Below are 18,637 nucleotides of genomic sequence, written 5' to 3'. Positions count from 1 at the left end.
GGTTCTCCGTTCTCCGATAAGTAAGAAATACGATAGGGTCTTGAAGGGTGAGATCTCGTACAGGATCCCTGAACGGGTAATTTTCAGGGCAGGCTCTACGGGATGACAAAGTGAGTGGATTTAGATGGAGACACTACGGGATCACTCTCCAGGTTATTGAAAAAGCGCCACATGTTATTATTCTGACGAAGCTCGTGTCAGAATCCCGGTCTTTGGTCATGAAGAAGGACGCGTCCATGATCTTTGACGCGCATCGAACGACGGCTCTTCCCAGCGATTAGCGAGTCTTCGTTCTTGAGCGTCCGGCGGCTCCTAAATAGTGATGCTAAAACGAATTCATGACGGAATCTTATGTATTCGAAATTACCTAACGTGTCATCCTGAATTTATTTCAGGATCTAGGCTTTAGTAAGCCATAAGTATGGATGGGAGGAAGCGGGTTCGATAGAACTTCAGGAGAAAGATTCTGAAACAAGTTCAGATTACGGAGCCCCAAAAACAGGGTATCGAGTATGGAGTCTCGGGTCTCGTGAAGAGAACCGGCAATCAATTCAGGGTTTCAATGCAACTGAGGAAGTTATCCCAACATCGGCTTTTGGAAGTTCCTCACTCTGTCATCCCGAACTTGTTTCGGGATCCGGGCTTAGAAATACCATGCCTATGGGTTGCAGTTAGCGGGTTCGATAGAACTTTAGGAGAAAGATTCTGAAACAAATTCAGATACTCTAAGTTGTCAAGTATAGAATTAGGAAAATTATGAGAGTGAAAGGTCAAATGGAACGTTATTTTTCAAAAGTTGGTAGACCATTTCAGCTGCAGCTCTTGCAGTTGCTATTAGGGCCACCTTATTTTTCACCCCCCTCTTTTTCATCTTCTCGTATTTGTTCCTGTACTTTTCAGTGTTTTTGATCAAGCTTTTAGCTAACTGGTAGAAGGTTCTTCGTAGATGTTTGTTACCCTTCTTAGAAATTGAGAGGCCGCGAGTCATGTTACCACTCTGCTTAATAACAGGATCAAGGCCTATGTACGATACAAAGGCTTTCCCAGAAGAGAATCTGTCTATGTCGCCTACTTCAGATACGATTTCGGCTTCCGTGACTTCAGCAATACCTGGTATGGTTCTTAGGGGATTGTCAGGGAACTTCTCAAGAAACTTCTTTATTTCCTCATTCAGGGCTTCCACGTGGTCTTTGAGAAGCTTAATTTCAGCTATGAATGTGCTGGTAATCGTTGAGTAGGTTCCAAAGGTATCTGGCTTGCCTATTGAGTCTTTGAGTGAATCGATAACCTCTCTCGCTTTCTTTTCACTCCAGTTTCTGTGAGAGCTGAGCAATTTGACTGCATCTTCCTCGTTGTCAAGTATCTCTTCTCTGGATGGATATACACTCAACAGATGCAACAGCACAGGTGAACTAACGGATCTGAAGGTCTTAAGAAGCTCAGGCATATGAATCTTCAATTTGCTCTTCAGTTTCCTTTGAAGATCAGAACAGTTTGCTACTACAGTGCTTCTCACCCTAACCAAGTCCCTGAATGCTGACATCTCTTCCTCTGGTACTTGAGAAACGCTCAGCAGATCGAATATCCTGTACATTGCAACCGCTATGCTTTTTGCATCTTTCTTGTCTGTCTTTGACCTGCTCATAGCCTTCATGAATTTGCTAAGGGTATACGGATCGAGAAGCTGTACGTCTATCCCTTTGCTCCTAAGAAATCCGTACAAGTTGCTGTGATACGAACCCGTCGCTTCCATTCCGACTTGTTTCTCGTCCTTGTAAGTATTTAGCTTCTTTAGAAATTCCCTAAAACCTTCCTTGTCTTGTTTGTACTTCATGCTTTTCATTTTCTTCTTCTCTGGTAAATAGAAACAAGCGTCAAAACTTTCACTGGATATGTCCACTCCTACATACAACATGAGGGTTCCTCCTTTCACAACCTCGTACAAGGTGCGGTCTTTTCGACCATTACTCTCAATCGTGTTAAGAAGGATGCCCAATCTGAACTACAGGCTCTAAGCCTACGCATGACGACTGGCTACTCCCTCTACCCTCATTCTATACTCTCTCTCTTTTGACAATACACGAGAATGACGGGATTTTCCGGATTCGAAATTGCCTTATGCTGTCATCTGAATTCATTTCAGGATCCTGGGTCTTGACGAAACACGGGTCCATGATCTTTGACGGGCAACAAAGGACGGCTCTTTGCAGCGAACAGCGGCTCTCAAGACCTAGATGCTGAACCAAGTTCAGACGAAAAATGATGTATTCGCAGTACCCTTAGGCGGTCAACCTGACTTGATACTTGTCACGCAAAAAAAGGACTCCTTTTTTCACGAAAGAGCGAGAAGAGGAGAGAAAAAAAGAGAGAAAGAGAGAGATTGAAGATATGCGAGAATTCTCGTCTTCTCGTGAGCGAAGCGAACGTCTCAAATGCGTTCTTTCTCGAGAAGAAAAGAACTCACCGTCTAGGTATCTTCACGTATGATGCTGAGACAGTTATTCAGGTAGCACCTTCAGGAGGTCCCACACACTGTCATCCCGAACTTGTTTCGGGATCTCGGTTTTGATCTTATCCAAAGAACTAAACAATGAGGCTCCCATTCAGATCGTAAAACCGTGATTCTCTGACCTCTTGTCCAACCATTGGGGGCCGAAGGGCGTTCTGACGAAGTTGGTCTCGCCTCCTGCCGGAGTCATCGCTTCTGCCCTTAATCTCTTAGGACGGGTCTCCGATCTTGGACAAGACAAAGGATGGCTCTTCCCAACGATCAGCGGGTTTTTCCTCTCAGGCGTATAACGGTTTCTAAGTGCAAGGTTTTGCGCAGGATCCTGAAAAGGAGTTCCGAAAAGTAGCCCTTAGCAGGAGCTTCAACCAAATGCATTTTGGGGGAGGCTCAAAAAAATGAGAATATCTCATGTTGCAGGAGCTTTGACGGGTTGGTTTGATGACCAGGAAACGCTCTAATAAGACTTTTAGCTGAGGCGTTTGCATGTGACTGGAATCCGATTTTACAGTTTATGAGACTGTGGTTGAAGGGAAGAAATTGGATCTACATCGTTCCGGGATGGCCATTATCGAAATGTTTTTGACAATGTTTGCTGCTGGTTGAATTGAAACTAGTCTGAAGTCCCAAAAAGAGAACTCTTGAAGCTCCAAATCACAACAGATGGGACTTCATGTAACGAAGCCCCATCTGCTAAGAAACTGAGGCAATTAAGATTTGAGACAGTTATAATTGTAGAATTATAGATAAACAGGTAACTGAATGCTCTCTAAAAGAGAGTTGCATCTTTGCAATAAAATGAAAAACTATCTAGGATTTTCGTATATAAAAGACGAATTCATGGAGACAAACTCGCCCTCCATCAAGATTTAACGGGGGGATGCTTCACTTCTCTTCTTCAATGCCAAGCTCCTCAAGTGTTTTTCTCAACCATTGAAGCGATCTTTCAATCAGTGGTCCACCCATACCCTCGCACTCCATACTTAGAGTTCCATTGTAACCGTAATCTCTTAACATGGCGATGATAGTTTTAATGTTATCGGCGTTGACTCCATCGCCGATTGCAGAGTGACTAATTCCGATTCCAGTATCCTTTCCTCTCATGGCATCTGCGAGGTCTTTCGAGACATCCTTAATATGTACATGTTTGATCTTGTCTATGAATCTACCGCAAAAGGCTACCGGATCTTGACCAGCAATGAAACTGTTCCCTGTATCGAGGTTCAAACCGAGCCTATCGCTTTGAACAAAGTTAAGCATTTTATCGAGGAGATCCGGATTCGTAGTGAAGTAGCCGTGTACTTCGATGTTGATGTTTATTTCATACAATTCCGCTGTCTCAACTATTATGCGGTAGGCCCTCTTCATTAGCTCTAGGGCCTCATCTTCACTGAATCCCAGCGGCTTCTTCAGCCCGTCAGTAGTTGCAATGTTTTCGCAGCCAGCCAGTTTAGCCCAAGGGATCGATTTTAGAACATACGGAACACCGTTGTAGAAGCCCTCATTTCCAGAGAGAGGAAATGCGGAATCTATCTGCGAGAAGCGGACACCGTACTCTTGGAGTTTCAGCTTTGTCTTAAGAGGATCTTCTGAAAGAGAAATATGTGGAAAGTATCCGAGACCGTGAATCCACGATACACCGTCTATTATCCCCGGCTCAATATAGTGAACGTCGTTCTTCTGAGCCCACTGAAGTGCCTTCTCGAAACTAAACACGGCAGAATTGAATGCGTCTGTATGAAATCCGATCTTCATTTTTATTCCTCCTGATCAAAGAGAACGTACTACTTCTTCACGTTCCCTGAAATAGTCTACAGATTCCCTAACCAACCTGTCCATAAGATCGACATCGCATGGCCCAGTTGAGAGAACGTAGGGGTCGGGATAAGGACCAAGAGGCTCAAATGTTATGAATCTACCCTCTCGGTTCATTCCCACAAGATAGGCAGCCATTATGGCCGTGTCAATATCGATTTGCCCCTTTCCCGGGGCATCCCTGTTACTGTCCGCGATGTGGAGGTTCAGAAGTTTTTCTCCGCACTTCAAAATGGCTTCGCCAACGTGCCGCTCGCCATTTAACATGTGGTAGATATCCCCATTGACAAAGCCAATGGAAGGCTCGTTTACAAATCGAAGATATTCAAGTGCCTCATCAATGGTGTGCACTATACTGACTTCGGCCGACCTTATTGGCTCGATCGCAGGTTTTACGCCAGTCTCCTCGAAGATGATCGCACACTTCTTCAAAGCCGCCGCGCTTCTCTCCATTTCAAAATTGTCAACTGCTTTGGGCCTACCAACAGCTCCAGGAACAACTATCATGTAGGTCCCTCCAATACCTGAAACGTAGCGAGAGACTTCTCGGATATAATCGATGGCGTTCTTCTGGTAATCGGGATTTAGACTTGAAAGATCCCTTTCAGGGGAAAACATCCCGCATGCACCAGAGACTCTTAGTCCGAAGCTCACAAGGGCATGTTTCATTCTCTCTCGAGAAATTGATGTATCACCCTTTATCTCTACATACTCCAAACCATTATTCTGTAGTCTCCTGAGAGAGTCTTCAATCGGCTCGGTGCCGAACATCCAGATGCTCCAAGAGAGTGAGAGCTTGCGTTCGAACCTATCGGGGTTCTTCTTCTTTTCTTCAACAAAGCGTCTTTCGATTTCTCGATTAATCACAACGAAGTTTTGCGGCTTCATCGGTTCTCCTCCTTAGAGGAATGAGGTTTTATCTTTTCCTTCTTCCTGTAAGAACTCAGAACGCTTACCGCAAGCGATGCGATGATCAGTAGGCCAAAAGTCACAGTCTGGAAGTAAGGGTTAACGCGTAGCATATTCAAAGAGTTCGAAATGATACCCATGAGAAGCACACCGAAGAACGTTCCAATTATTCTACCTTTACCTCCTGCGAGCGGTGTGCCCCCAATTACAACGGCGCCGATCGCCTTTAGTTCAATACCGGTGCCGGTTGAAGGTTGGGCCGCCCCAATTCTTGAAAGCAAAACCATCGCAGCAACTCCAATGAACAAGCCATTCAACGCAAAGGCGCTGAGTTTGGCTTTGTTGACGGAAATACCTGAAAGATATGCCGCTGAAGGATTGCTTCCAACCGCGTAAGTGCGCCTTCCAAGTTTTGTGTATGAAAGCAAGAAATGCATGACGATGTAGGCGGCTATACTGATTAGAAAACTCAACGGGACTATTTCCCAGAGCCTGTACGTCCCAATGAACTCGAATTTTCCATAGATTGTCTGGAAGGTACCTTTGGTTATTGCAAGAGCTACTCCTTGGAAGACGCTTATAAATGCAAGAGAAGTAATAAAAGATGGCGCTTTGAAAGCTCTCGCAGTTATTCCCACCAAAAGGCTATTGAAAACTGCTAGCGCAATGCCCGCAATTATGGCAATCAGATATGGCTGACCGGCTTTTATAATCATTGCCATAACTACAGATGATAACCCTATGTTGGCTCCAACAGAGATATCAATTTCCCCAGAGATTATCAGAAGCGTCATTCCCGATGAAACAACGCCAAGAACTGCTATCTGTTCGAGAACATTCATTATGTTACTCGTCGAGAAAAACCTTGGATTAACCAATCCAGTAATGACAGCAATAACAATTTCTGCAACCAAAAGATAAAACCACTGGCTTTTCAGAATTGAGGTTCTCTTTCTCGTAAGAGTCTTTCTTCCCTCAAATGAAACGTCGCTATTACTCATTCTTTTTATTCCTCCTGCGAGATCTAAACTCCTATGAAGCGCCTTATCATATCTTCTTCTTCAATATTATCGTTCTTTACGATCTCTACCATTCTTCCGTTTTTCATTACGCCTATTCTGTCACTCATAGACAGAAGTTCGGGCATATCGGAGGAGATCATGATAATGCATTTGCCCCGTTCTGCAAGCTCAACAATCAATTCATAAATCTGCTCTCTTGCTCCAATATCAACGCCCTTAGTTGGTTCATCAAATATGTAGACATCCGAATCGTCTATCAACCAGCGACCAATAATCACCTTCTGCTGATTTCCACCCGAAAGCTCTTCAATCTTCTGCGATCTGTCTTGGACTGCAACCGAAAGCTTGTTGACAATCTCATCCGTTACATCTTCCTCCTCCTTCAAATTGAGAAGGAAGCCTCTGAAATTCTCACTGTGCACCAAGGCTGTGTTCTCCACAACATCCCTTCCTCCAAGCATTGCCAACTTCTTCCTGTCTTCAGTTATGAGAGCAATTCCCTGTCTTATAGCATCTTGTGGAGACCTGATTCTGAGCTTCTTCCCGTTAAGTAGAATCTCCCCTGAGTCTGCTTTGTCCGCTCCAAAAAGAATGTTAACGAGTTCACTTCTTCCCGATCCCACAAGGCCACCTATACCGAATACCTCTCCTTTTCGCACATCGAAGCTCACATCATTGACGATTCCCCATCTGCTGATGTTCTTAACTTCTAGTGAAACTTCTCCAATATCGACTTTTCTTCTAGTATAGAAAAGCGACGCGTCCCTTCCAACCATTTTTCTGATAATCTCTTCCACAGTTACGCTTTCTAGCGAGGAGGTTCCCATGCTCTTTCCATCCTTGAGAACTGTTACTCTATCGCCGATTTCGAAGATCTCTTCAAGGTAATGAGATATATAGATTATCCCGATTCCCCGTTCTCTCAGATTCCTTACAATATTCATTAGGGCCTTGGTTTCATCCATTCCCAGGGAACTGGTTGGTTCGTCCATTATTAAAACCCTTGCATCTCTATACAGGGCCTTAACTATTTGAAGCATCTGCTTCTGAGAGGCGGAGAGTTCTTCAACAAGAGCGCCAGTTGGCAGATGCATTTTCAACGCCGCTATGATCTCGTTTACTTTTTTCATCTGACTTTTACTGTCGATTACAAAAGGTATTCTTCCGGTGATTTCATTACCGAGATAGACGTTATCAGCAACGGTCAGGGAGTCTACAAGTTCGGCATCCTGATATATTGTAGCAATTCCCATTTCTATAGATTGACGCGGGTTTAGCTCTTCAACTACCTTGCCGTCGATTTTGATGATACCTGCCTCTGGCGAGATTGCTCCTGAGAGGATTTTAATCAATGTTGATTTCCCGGCACCGTTTTCTCCGACAAGGCAATGGACTTCTCCCGGGAAGAGATCGAATGACACTTCATCAAGCGCTCTGTGCATCCCGTATACTTTCGTGACATCTTCCATTTCCACTAACGCTTCACTCTGCATATTTTCTCACCTTTACCATGGAATTAACAGAAAGGGGATGAAGAGCTCCCACTCTCATCCCCTCTTATTGATCTTCGTAATTAATAGAGTGAATTGTACTGCGGGAAATACTCTCTTGTCAGATCGATCCAGACTGGGTCGATATCCCATGGAACTACCTTGGTCTTGTCATCGATAGTCTCGGGGGTTATCGGCGTATTTGGAAGGAGAATCTGCTGGTTCAGATCCGTTATCACTCCCTGCGTATATGCATGAAGAGCGAGGAATGAAACAAATCCTTCCCATCCCGGTGAAGTCGAGATCGAGTAATCGATGCTTCCTTCTTTGATCAGCTCTATTCCGTACGGAGCACCGTTTGTGGTTATTACTCTGATCGGGTTGTTGAGAAGGCCTCTTGTCTTTAGCATTCTAACTACTGCCGCCGCCATCTCTTCGTTGAAGATAAAGAGGTTAGAGAATTCGTAGCCGGACTCTATCAAATCCTGGGCCTGATCGACTGCAACCGTTGGAGTGTACTGCCCGTCCCTGATTGCAACAATTTCATTCTTGCCAAGTTCTTTGACCTTTGGTTCAAAAGTGTTTCTGAACATTTGCACCGGAACGTGTTCGAAGAGACCCATTATGCACGCAATATTCTCGCCCGGGTAATTCTCAGCAATGTAGTTTGCAATGTTCACTCCCATTCCTTCCCAGTCGAAGTCAATACACGCAACAATATCATCATCTGACTGGAGGACCTGACCCACATTATCAGTCACAACTAAAGGTATTCCTGCTCTCGCGGCTTCCCTGGCAGCAATGAAAGCTCCGTTAGGATTGAAAGAGAAAACACACATTCCATCGACACCCATATTGATGAGTGTGTTTATATTGGTAATCTCCTTCTCTGTATCGTAGTCGGAGTTTAGTACAACAACTTGCGCGCCTACTAGACTTGCTGCATACTCGAAGCCTTCAACATCTTTCCGGTACCAAGTGTCCGGTCCCGGTGTTACATAACCATACGTCAATCCTGCAAGAAGAGCTTCTCCTCCCAGGACAATAGCGAGAATGACCAGAAGCATCACCGAACGCCTTACATGTCTCATAGTTCTTCCTCCCTTTTTTGAATCTGAGTTGCGAAATCTGAATCGAAAACCAAAACAATTATACAGTTCCATGGGCTGCAGATAAATTCCATTATAGACTCATCACATTTGACTTGAGACGATTATGGAAGACTTCGGTCGAATTTTGGTTTCATTGTCTCTCTTTCTGGTTATTTTGTACTCTTTCTGAAGATATTATTTGTTTTCGGCAAGAAATTATTCAGCGTTTTCTTTTTCGCTTCAGTTCGAAGATTGATTTCTCTCAGATGATATACTTCTTTTGAAAATCGAATGCATGAAATATAGGCTTGTATGTCGGTGTTTAGCACTGCTTGTTGTGCTTTTGTAGTTCGAGAGAACTGGATTACCAAATAATCGCGACTGGCGTTTGATCCTGAGCAATGTTCTGAACTTTTGTTTCAAGGAGGCGAAGGTGTGGAAGGATATGTAACCGTTCCTGGCGGACGAATCTGGTATGAAGTGCAAGGTAGATACAGTAAGATGAAACCTTTCATTACGATTCATGGGGGTCCTGGTGTTCCGCACAACTACCTTGAGACGATAAGTGCGCTTTCAGATGAGAGGCCCGTTGTCTTCTACGACCAACTGGGTTGCGGTAGATCAGAGCGTCCATCGGATAGGTCGCTCTGGAGAGTTGATCGCTTCGTGGAAGAAATCGAGTGTCTGAGAAAAGAGTTAGGGTTTTCGACAATTCATCTTCTCGGCCAGTCCTGGGGAACTATTCTAGCCTGCGAATATTCCGTCAAGTACCCCAGTTTCGTCGAAAGTCTTGTTCTGTCGGGACCGGCAATGAGCATCACGAGATTTGAAAGCGATGCTAGAAAACTGGTTGAGACCTTGTCTGATCATTCACAATCCGCTATCAAAAGGGCCGAATCAATCGGTAACTTCAATGGAGAGAGTTATCACTCGGCAATTTCGGAGTTCTATGGGAAATATGTATGTCGAGTAAAGCCATGGCCTCAATGTATGAAGGAAGCAGTCGCCGGCATGGGGGAAGAGGTCTACAACTACATGTACGGGCCAAGCGAATTCACAGTAACAGGCGTTTTGAAAGACTTCGACTGTACACCTCATCTCGAAAACATTACCGTACCCGTCCTATTGACTTGCGGTGAATTCGATGAAGCTACACCGGAAACAACCAGGTACTACAGCAGTAAATTTCCAAATGCAACTATGAGGATCTTCGAAGGGGCATCTCACGAACACCATCTTGAGAAAGCCAAGGAATACATCGAGGCCGTTCGTAGGTTTCTCAAAGATGTCGAATAGAGATCGTGGATAAACAGTTGTGTTAGTAAATATCAGAATTAGGGGTCGAAGTTACCGGTATTTTACTTGTCTTGAAAAAAGGGTCTGTAAACTATCAGTTCCGAACCTGCGGGAATGCTTTTAACTCCTACTAGATCGGGATTATATTTCATGATTTCAGAATCCTCGATGTCATACATCTCTGAAATTGATCTCAATGTTTCGTTCCATCCAACCGTGTGAATGAACCCTGTTCCTACCGACCAGTTGTTGTCAACCTGGGGACTAATGGCAAATCTCTCCTGAACGAAATCCGTAATTATCTCAAAGATCTGAAGCTTCACATCCCTTACAACCGGCTTATTCTCGAACATGCTGTAACCGCCGCCTCCCGCACGAAAACTGCTCATAGAGACTTCATAAGTCTCTGCCATATCAAGCGGTTTACCATTATGCCAGACACTGAGGACTCTTTCGCCGACCGGCCTGTCTATGGCGATTATGTATTCAATTCCCTCCCACATATCGTAATTCGAATAATCATCAACAGACCAATGGTCCAAAGTAAGCAATCCATCATCGGTAACGAAGCGTTCTGCATTGAATTCAAGGGCTTCTTTGATGTCTTCGCCGGTTAGCTCAAGAACTTTGAGCGTGCTTGGAACAGGATAAACCTCGTAGATCTCGCCAATGGTTATCGGTCCGGTTTTCCAACCGGTTGTCGCATGATCGAAAATCGAGGTACATGAAATCTTGGCTCCCGTTACTTCCATCTGCACTCTGTTAATGAACTCGGCAAGAGGGTTGTCTCGAAGTCTCGCTTCAAGAGCATCTTCAACATAGAAATCACCGACTGCAAAACCAACTCTTGTATCCAGAAGCTTCTGGATTTGATCATTATAACCTCTAAAGATCTCAACAACGGATTCGTCAGGAAGGAACCCAGACATCGAAATCTCATCAACCGATCTATCATAAATCTTCCAGTCTTCACCCGTCTTTTCTAGATAGATATCGATCTTACTCACGGATTCGTCTATATATCCGGGCCCAGAGATCACAACCCCATCAACGATTGCCGATTTAGTTGTAAGTTGTGGGCCTTTCAAAAATACATCTATTTCCCTAAGAGCCTTCATAATCTCATGGGCTTCTTCATTACTCCCACGATATGCCAGAACCAAAACGTCTACCTCTTCTCTAAGCTTGCCGAGATAATCACCAGCCGCATCGACAGGGTCAACGAAGGATAGACCGGCAAAAAACTCGGCCTCTTGCCAGGGCGGAATAACTTCCGTCACAAGACCAACGATGCCAACTCTTAGCTTCTCGCCATCGTCTTCTATCTCGACGACTTCAAAGGGCGAGAAAACCGGTTCTCCTGAAGATTTAAAGACGATATTTGCCGAGAGAAGAGGAAACTCAGAAGCCGAAATAGCTTCTTCAAGGAAACCTGGTCCATAAATGAACTCTTCACTCCCGATGAGTGATGCGTTGAGACCGATAGCGTTCATCGCCTCAACAAATGGATTCAAATTGCAGTAATCTATTTTAGCCGAATAGTAAGAGAGAGGCGTTCCCCGAATCAAATTTCCAGTATCTATAAACAACGTGTTTGGATTGAAAAGTCTCATCTGATTGACAAAAACAGCCAGTCTTGCCGGAAAGACGTCTTCGCTCTTCCCAGAGGAATAATCAAAGGGAGCAGTATTAGCGGGAACAAAGGAGGTGTGGAGAATCGTAAGGTGAAAATAAGAAGCCATAGCCATTGTCAGAACGGAAACGGTAAGTATCAAAGCAAGAAGCTTTCTCATCTAAATCACCCTCTCAGGTCCGAGAACAAGAATCTCGACAGAAAGGAAAGCGGGATGACAGGTCATCCCGCACAAGATTATCTTTCGCCAAGTTGAGAATCAATCATGAAGATCCCGTTGGCTTGATTTCCAACCATCTTCAGTCTTTTCACAACATCTCTGAAATTCCTTTCCTCTTCGACTTGCTCGGTAACATACCACTGGATGAAGTCGTTCGTTGCGTAATCCCCCTCTTCTTCGGAGATTTTCACAAGGTTGTGGATCCTGGAAGTAATGTACTTCTCATGCTCCAACCCCTTTTCAAAAACGTCCAGCAAAGACTCGTATTCTCCGTTTGGTTTTTCAATGCCCGGGATCTCCGCAGTTGCATCGACGTCTTTAAGATACTGTATAAACTTCATCGCGTGCTCTTCTTCCTCTTTTGCCTGCTTCCACATGAAGTTCTCGGCCCCAAAGTATCCATTCTTGTGAGACCAGGCAGCCATGCTCATGTAGATAAATGCAGATTCGAATTCCGCCTTTATCTGGTTATTGATTTCCTTTTCCATTCTAGCTGTAATCATAGTTACCCTCCTTCAGCTGTATCAATATCAACACTTCTTTCATCATATTTTACCACTATGCAGCGAACTCTAAAATTAACTTAATAAGAAGGATGGCTCAAATGTTGCCAAAAGCTGTTCTAATGAGTTTATACACCCAGTCGTTTTCTAGTTTGGTCGTCTCTTTAAATTTGGATTGGCAAGCTCATAAATGTATAATTTCTACGTCAGGATAACCTATTCCACTACAAAGGGGGTAATGACAGTGAGGAAGATCTTCCTGTTTTTCTCAATGATTCTGATTGCTGCAGCTCTTCTGGCAGCACCACTAAAAGTAGCCTTCATTTATGTTGCACCGGTGGGCGATGGTGGCTGGAGCACAATGCATAACGAGGGTAGACTACACCTGGAAAGAGTCTTCGGCGATCAAATCGTTACTGATTTCATTGAGAGCGTACCTGAAGGAGCTGAGGCGGAAGTTGTATTTAGAGGTTATGCCCAAAGAGGATACGACCTCATCTTCGGGACCAGCTTCGGCTACATGGACAGTATGGTAAAGGTATCACAGGCCTTCCCGAATTCAACGTTTATGCATTGTTCAGGTTACATGACCACCGATAATCTCGGCACCTATTTTGGAAGAATGTATGAGCCGAGATTCCTTAGCGGTCTGATCGCAGGAGCAATGACGAAAACCAACATTATTGGTTACGTCGCCGCCTATCCAATACCTGAGGTAATACGTGGAATTAACGCCTTTGCGATGGGTGTCCAGTACGTTAACCCCGAGGTAAAGGTCCATGTAGTCTGGTCCAACACCTGGTTTGATCCGGCAAGAGAGAAAGAGGCAGCGGAATCACTTCTGGATATTGGTGCAGACTTGATAACACAGCATCAGGATTCACCGGCTCCCCAGCAGGCAGCAGAAGATAGAGGTGTCTTTTCAATAGGATACAACAGTGACATGAGTGCCTTCGCGCCAAATGCTTTCCTCGCAGCCCCCGTTTGGGACTGGGGTCCATTTTATGAATATGTAGTCAGAAATGTCATGGACGGAACCTGGACCAATGAACAGTACTGGGGAGGGATCAAAGAAGGTGTTGTCGACATCTTTGTATCCGATCTTGTTCCAGATGGTGTGGCAAAACTCGTGATGACCATGAGAGAAGCAATAGTTCAGGGTCTGTTCCACCCGTTTGACGGTCCAGTCTACGATCAGTCAGGAGCTCTAAGGTATGCTGAAGGCGAAAGACCAACTGACGCAGAGCTTCTTAGCATGGACTGGTTCGTAAACAATGTAGTTGGAAAGATTCAGTGATAGTTTTGGGGGGCCGCCAGGCCCCTCGATTTCTTTCTTTGGAGTGATATTACTTGGCCGATCTTCCGATCCTAGAAATGAGAAACATCACCAAAGCCTTTCCCGGTGTAATAGCAAATGAAAATATCTCTCTTGACCTAAAAAAAGGCGAAGTTCATGCTCTTCTTGGAGAAAATGGAGCCGGAAAGACCACACTCATGAATATTCTGTTCGGTATATACAAGGCCGATGAGGGAGAGATATTCATGGAGGGCAAGCAGATTTCCATCTCTTCTCCCCACAATGCTCTGAAATACGGGATAGGTATGGTTCAGCAGCACTTCACGGTAGTACCGTCGTTCACGGTCGCCGAAAACATTGTTCTTGGTCTTAAGGGAATGGGCTTCTTTATAAAAACCAAAACGGTCGAATCAAGCATCGAAAAGTTGGGCAAAAGCTATGATCTTCCAGTCAATCCCAGGGCACGGGTCTGGACTCTTTCGGTGGGAGAGAAACAGAGAATAGAAATTCTTAAACTTCTTTACACTGGAGCTAAAGTGATAATCCTTGATGAGCCGACTGCCGTCTTAACTCCCCAGGAAACGGAGATACTGTTCAAGGCTATGAGGAAGCTAGTGAATGAGGGCTCATCGGTGATTTTTATAAGTCACAAGCTGGACGAGGTTCTTGAGATTAGCGACAGAGTCACCGTTCTGAGGGGCGGAAAAGTTGTTGGAACAGAGGTAAGGGATTCAGTAGACAGACGCTCCCTGGTCAGAATGATGGTGGGAAGAGATGTGTTGCTAGATTTCGACAAACCCAAGACCGAACCTGGAAAAACGGTACTTCAGGTAGAAAATCTCACCGTTAAGAATGACAAGAATCTTGAAGCAGTAAAAAATCTCAGTCTGAGCATAAAATCTGGCGAAATATTGGGTATTGCAGGGGTCGCCGGAAACGGTCAGAGAGAACTTGCAGAGGCAATTTACGGTCTTAGAAAACCTGTCCAGGGCAAAGTGGTGTTAAACGACAAGATACTTCGTCACACTGACGTCGCCCAAAGAATAAAGGGTGGTGTAGCTTTCATTCCTCAGGACAGGAGAGCCGTTGCAACTTGTCCTTCGTTATCTATTACAGAAAACGTGTTCATGAAGAACTCTTACTCCATGTATCTCCCTCAATCGCCCTTTAATCTGAACACGAGGGCAATGCAGAGGGCAGCCAAAGAGTTGATCTCAGATTATTCAATATCGACTCCTTCAACGAAAACCCAGGCTAGGTTTCTTTCGGGGGGAAATCTGCAGAAGCTCGTTCTCGCCAGGGAACTTTCAACAAAGCCCTGTCTCATAATCGCGGAGCATCCTACAAGAGGGCTTGACATTGGAGCCATGGAATTCGTCTACAAAACTCTCTTGGCTCACAAAGAAAGGGGAGCTGCTATTCTTCTTCTTGCAGGAGAGCTATATGAAATCTTCAGACTTTCAGACAGAGTAGCGGTGATTTACGAGGGCGAAATTATGGGATATACACCTCCCGACCCGTCTTTCACAGAGGAAATAGGGTTTATGATGGCCGGCTCAAAGCGGGGCGAGATATCATGAGAGTGAAGATAGAGAAGAGGCTGGTTATTCCGAAGTATTCGTCGATTCTCGTGCCAATTCTTTCTGTGGTAGCCGCACTGGTCTTAATGGGGATAATCTTGATGGTGTTTTTCTACGGAAGACTAGGGTCTTTTTCACTTGCCTTTCGTGAGACGTTTGATGCATACAAGGAAATGCTTACATGGCCTTTTGCAAATAAGTATGGGATCTTCAGCACGCTGATGAGAATGGTACCGCTAGCCTTCGTGGGGTTGGGACTGTCATTTGCATACAGGATGAAGATCTGGAACATTGGCGGAGAGGGTCAGCTCTATATGGGTGCCCTGGCCGCGACGTGGGGAGCTCTCTTTCTTTTCAAAGATGTCTCCTCTCCTCTGGCAATGATACTGCTTCTATCAATCACGGGTGCAGTCGCCGGTGGCCTGTGGGCCTTGATTCCCGCTTTGATGAAAGCGTTCGCAAAGACAGATGAGATTGTGGTCACTCTGATGCTCAACTACGTCGCGATCTTCTGGGTGGATTATCTTGTCTATGGTCCCTGGAAAGACCCGAAAGGTTATGGATTCCCCGGAACGGCTCCGTTCCCGGATCAAGCTAGGCTTCCAACTCTCTTCAAAGGTGAGTTTCACGTTGGCTTCTTCATCGCTGTTGCTATTGCAGTTGTTCTGTTTTACGTCTATAGGAAGACAAGTTGGGGAATGAATTCCAAAATCGTCGGGGATAACGCACAGGCCGCAAGATATTCTGGAATAAGCATTGTCAGGTACACGATTATTGCTCTCGTAGTAAGTGGAGCGATCGCCGGACTTGGAGGGGCTGTACAGATGATGGGCGTTCAGCATAGACTTCAGCATGGCTTTTCTCCCGGATACGGCTACACGGCGATCATAGTGGCATGGCTGGCCAAACTCAATCCGATTGCGATTCTACTCGTTTCCTTTCTCTTCGGCGGGTTGCTGGTGGGCAACGATCAGCTTCAGATGTTTTATAAGCTTCCCATGGCTCTGATCTCGGTCTTTCAAGGGCTGGTTCTCTTCTCTCTTCTCGGAGGAGAAACAATCTCCAGATACAGGCTGAGAATCGTCAAAGAGGAGGCGGCTCACATTGAATAATATCGAATCGTTTATTCTCTCGACTCTCAACGCCACCATTAGGGCTGGAACACCACTGCTCTTTGCCGTTCTAGGCACAATATTCACCGAGCGGTCTGGAGTTATGAATCTTGGACTGGAAGGTCTTATGCTTGTTGGTGCCATTGGTGGCTTTGTCGCTTCATATCAAACATCGAACCTTCTCGCGGCTTTACTTTTGGCAATGCTTGCAGGTGCAATCCTTGGTCTTGTTCATGCCTTCTTCACAGTTACACTGAGAGTCAACCAGATTGTCAGCGGTCTGGCCATTACTATGCTCGGTACCGGAATAAGCGGCCTCTGGGGGAAAGACTATATCGGTGTAATTGCAAGGCGTTTCGAGCCAATTAAGATTCCCTTCCTCTCGGACATTCCTTACATCGGTCAGGTTCTTTTCAATCATGACGTACTCGTTTATATTAGTTTTGTGCTTGTCCCGATTATGTGGTTCTTCATTTATAAAACAAAGCCAGGTCTTACTCTCAGAGCGGTGGGAGAATCCCCCGAGGCTGCCGATGCTAAAGGAATAAATGTCTTCGCGGTGAGGTATTTTTACACGGTTCTCGGCGGATCGATAACGGCCATTGGAGGCGCCTATCTCTCGCTTGCCTACAACTCCATGTGGATAGAAAACATGACTGCGGGCAGAGGGTGGATAGCGATAGCCTTGGTTCTGTTCGCCACCTGGGATCCCGTTAAAGCTTTGATCGGTGCGTATCTCTTTGGGGGGATAACCGCCCTAGGACTACGATTGCAGGCCGTCGGCGCTCATATTTCACCCGACTTTCTGAAGATGCTTCCTTATTTGCTGACGATTGTCGTGCTCTTCTTCACTTCAACAGACACTTTGAAGCGCAAGGTCGGGGCTCCCGCTTCATCGGGTGTGCCTTATTCGAGGGAAGAGAGAACATAAAGGAAACAAAACGTTCGTCTTTACCGTTGATCCGTAACATTTATTTGTGGTATAAATTTCTTATCAAAGAAATTCGGAGGTAAATGTGATGACTCGAGCAACATTCATAAGCTTTGCATACGCTTATTGGTTTAGGAGGAACGTCCTTTCTTCGGACTCCTCCAGTGTGTGCTTGAGTTAAAATACACTAGAGAGTGAAAAGAGAGAGGACGTTGAGAAGCGTCCTCTCTCTTTTTTTATATCAGGAGGGATGTAGAATGAAGCAGGTTCTTGTGTGTCTATTACTACTGGTAGGGATTCTTGGTTTGTCTGTTCAAACAGTTGGGATTACAGCGATAGTAGAGCACCCGGCTCTTGATGCAGTGAGGGAAGGAATTATCGATGTTCTTGAAGAGAGTGGCTTCAAGGATGGGGACAACATTGTTATTGACTTCCAGAATGCTCAGGGATCGGTTTCCACTGCGGTAGCCATTGCAAAGCAGTTCGTATCATTAAAAGCAGCTGTAATGGTCGGAATAGCAACTCCGTCGGCTCAGGCACTTGTAAATGCTTCAAAGACAATTCCCGTGGTTTTCAGCGCCGTAACCGATCCGGTCAGCGCAAACCTTGTACCGGCATTTGGAAAGAACCCTGGAAACGTGGTTGGGATAAGCGACATGACACCTGTAAAAACCCAGCTTCAGCTGCTGAAACTTACTCTTCCGGATGTCGAAAGGGTGGGAGTGATTTACAATTCCGGAGAGGCCAACTCCGTGACAATAAGGGAGTTTGCCAAAGAAGCCTGTGACGCTCTTGGACTAGAACTAATAGATATCACAGGTTCTACGACCGCCGAAATGGTCGCCTCTCTAAATGCCCAGATAAAAGATGTAGACGCAATCTACATCGGTACAGATAACACTGCTGCCTCAAGCATAGAATCGATTTCTACGGTTGCCTTGAGAGAAAAGGTCGCAATTGTCGCGGGAGATATAGATATTGCAAGATCTGGCGGTCTGATCGGCTTTGGATTTAATTACTACCAGGTCGGTAGAGCCACCGGAGAACTGGTTGTTGAAATTCTTAAGGGTACTCCTCCTTCGGAACTCGAAACTAAGATACTGGGACAGGATTCCTTGATTCTTTTCGTCAACACAGACATCGCAGAAGAAATCGGCGTAGAGATTCCACAATCGGTCCTAGATCTGGCTAATCTGATAGTAACCGATGGTGTAGAGACGGAAAGGTAAGTT

The 18,637-nt window shown here is 45.2% G+C and carries 14 protein-coding genes; 6 read left to right on the top strand and 8 right to left on the bottom strand.

The window, feature by feature from the left end:
* Nucleotides 1-754: 754 nt before the first annotated feature.
* From THEBA_RS05230 to THEBA_RS05200, 6 genes are all read right to left on the bottom strand, one after another.
* Nucleotides 755-1,915 (bottom strand): IS110 family RNA-guided transposase, encoded by a 1,161-nt coding sequence (locus THEBA_RS05230; RefSeq protein WP_014729972.1) that lies wholly within the window; start codon nucleotides 1,913-1,915, stop codon nucleotides 755-757.
* Nucleotides 1,916-3,391: 1,476 nt separating this feature from the next.
* Nucleotides 3,392-4,261, bottom strand: a complete 870-nt coding sequence (locus THEBA_RS05220; RefSeq protein WP_014730741.1) for a sugar phosphate isomerase/epimerase family protein — start codon at nucleotides 4,259-4,261, stop codon at nucleotides 3,392-3,394.
* A gap of 15 nt (nucleotides 4,262-4,276) precedes the next feature.
* Nucleotides 4,277-5,209 carry a sugar phosphate isomerase/epimerase family protein gene (locus THEBA_RS05215; RefSeq protein ID WP_014730740.1) on the bottom strand — a complete coding sequence of 311 codons (933 nt, stop codon included), beginning with the start codon at nucleotides 5,207-5,209 and terminating at the stop codon, nucleotides 4,277-4,279.
* Nucleotides 5,206-6,231 carry an ABC transporter permease gene (locus tag THEBA_RS05210; protein WP_014730739.1) on the bottom strand — a complete coding sequence of 342 codons (1,026 nt, stop codon included), beginning with the start codon at nucleotides 6,229-6,231 and terminating at the stop codon, nucleotides 5,206-5,208. Before THEBA_RS05210 ends, THEBA_RS05215 begins: the two co-directional genes overlap by 4 nt.
* 23 nt (nucleotides 6,232-6,254) lie before the next feature.
* Nucleotides 6,255-7,745 (bottom strand): sugar ABC transporter ATP-binding protein, encoded by a 1,491-nt coding sequence (locus tag THEBA_RS05205; RefSeq protein ID WP_014730738.1) that lies wholly within the window; start codon nucleotides 7,743-7,745, stop codon nucleotides 6,255-6,257.
* Between the two features lie 80 nt (nucleotides 7,746-7,825).
* On the bottom strand, nucleotides 7,826-8,833 hold the full coding sequence (locus THEBA_RS05200) for a sugar ABC transporter substrate-binding protein (protein ID WP_014730737.1): 1,008 nt from the start codon (nucleotides 8,831-8,833) through the stop codon (nucleotides 7,826-7,828).
* Between the two features lie 435 nt (nucleotides 8,834-9,268).
* On the opposite strand from THEBA_RS05200, the gene THEBA_RS05195 reads away from it, so the two are divergent.
* On the top strand, nucleotides 9,269-10,129 hold the full coding sequence (locus THEBA_RS05195) for a proline iminopeptidase-family hydrolase (protein ID WP_014730736.1): 861 nt from the start codon (nucleotides 9,269-9,271) through the stop codon (nucleotides 10,127-10,129).
* Between the two features lie 62 nt (nucleotides 10,130-10,191).
* Here THEBA_RS05195 and THEBA_RS05190 read toward each other — a convergent pair whose 3' ends face one another.
* Entirely contained in the window at nucleotides 10,192-11,922 is a 1,731-nt protein-coding gene (locus THEBA_RS05190; protein WP_014730735.1) for a 5'-nucleotidase C-terminal domain-containing protein, read from the bottom strand.
* Nucleotides 11,923-11,999: 77 nt separating this feature from the next.
* A complete protein-coding gene (locus THEBA_RS05185; RefSeq protein WP_014730734.1) occupies nucleotides 12,000-12,485 on the bottom strand; it encodes a ferritin in 486 nt (161 codons plus the stop codon).
* 244 nt (nucleotides 12,486-12,729) lie between these two features.
* Between THEBA_RS05185 and THEBA_RS05180 the strand changes: the two genes are divergently transcribed.
* The 5 genes from THEBA_RS05180 to THEBA_RS05160 all read left to right on the top strand — a co-directional run bounded on the left by THEBA_RS05180 (nucleotide 12,730) and on the right by THEBA_RS05160 (nucleotide 18,634).
* A complete protein-coding gene (locus THEBA_RS05180; protein ID WP_014730733.1) occupies nucleotides 12,730-13,782 on the top strand; it encodes a BMP family ABC transporter substrate-binding protein in 1,053 nt (350 codons plus the stop codon).
* 53 nt (nucleotides 13,783-13,835) lie between these two features.
* Nucleotides 13,836-15,362, top strand: a complete 1,527-nt coding sequence (locus THEBA_RS05175; protein ID WP_014730732.1) for an ABC transporter ATP-binding protein — start codon at nucleotides 13,836-13,838, stop codon at nucleotides 15,360-15,362.
* Nucleotides 15,359-16,474 (top strand): ABC transporter permease, encoded by a 1,116-nt coding sequence (locus tag THEBA_RS05170; protein ID WP_014730731.1) that lies wholly within the window; start codon nucleotides 15,359-15,361, stop codon nucleotides 16,472-16,474. Before THEBA_RS05175 ends, THEBA_RS05170 begins: the two co-directional genes overlap by 4 nt.
* Entirely contained in the window at nucleotides 16,467-17,405 is a 939-nt protein-coding gene (locus tag THEBA_RS05165; protein ID WP_006492756.1) for an ABC transporter permease, read from the top strand. The genes THEBA_RS05170 and THEBA_RS05165 overlap by 8 nt, the downstream gene beginning before the upstream one ends.
* Nucleotides 17,406-17,662: 257 nt before the next feature.
* Nucleotides 17,663-18,634 carry an ABC transporter substrate-binding protein gene (locus THEBA_RS05160; RefSeq protein ID WP_014730730.1) on the top strand — a complete coding sequence of 324 codons (972 nt, stop codon included), beginning with the start codon at nucleotides 17,663-17,665 and terminating at the stop codon, nucleotides 18,632-18,634.
* Nucleotides 18,635-18,637 lie beyond the last annotated feature (3 nt).

The sequence above is a fragment of the Mesotoga prima MesG1.Ag.4.2 genome (assembly GCF_000147715.2).
Classification (GTDB): Bacteria; Thermotogota; Thermotogae; order Petrotogales; family Kosmotogaceae; genus Mesotoga; species Mesotoga prima.
Note: the sequence above shows the minus strand (reverse complement) of the source record. Positions and strands in the feature narration are given on the sequence as shown.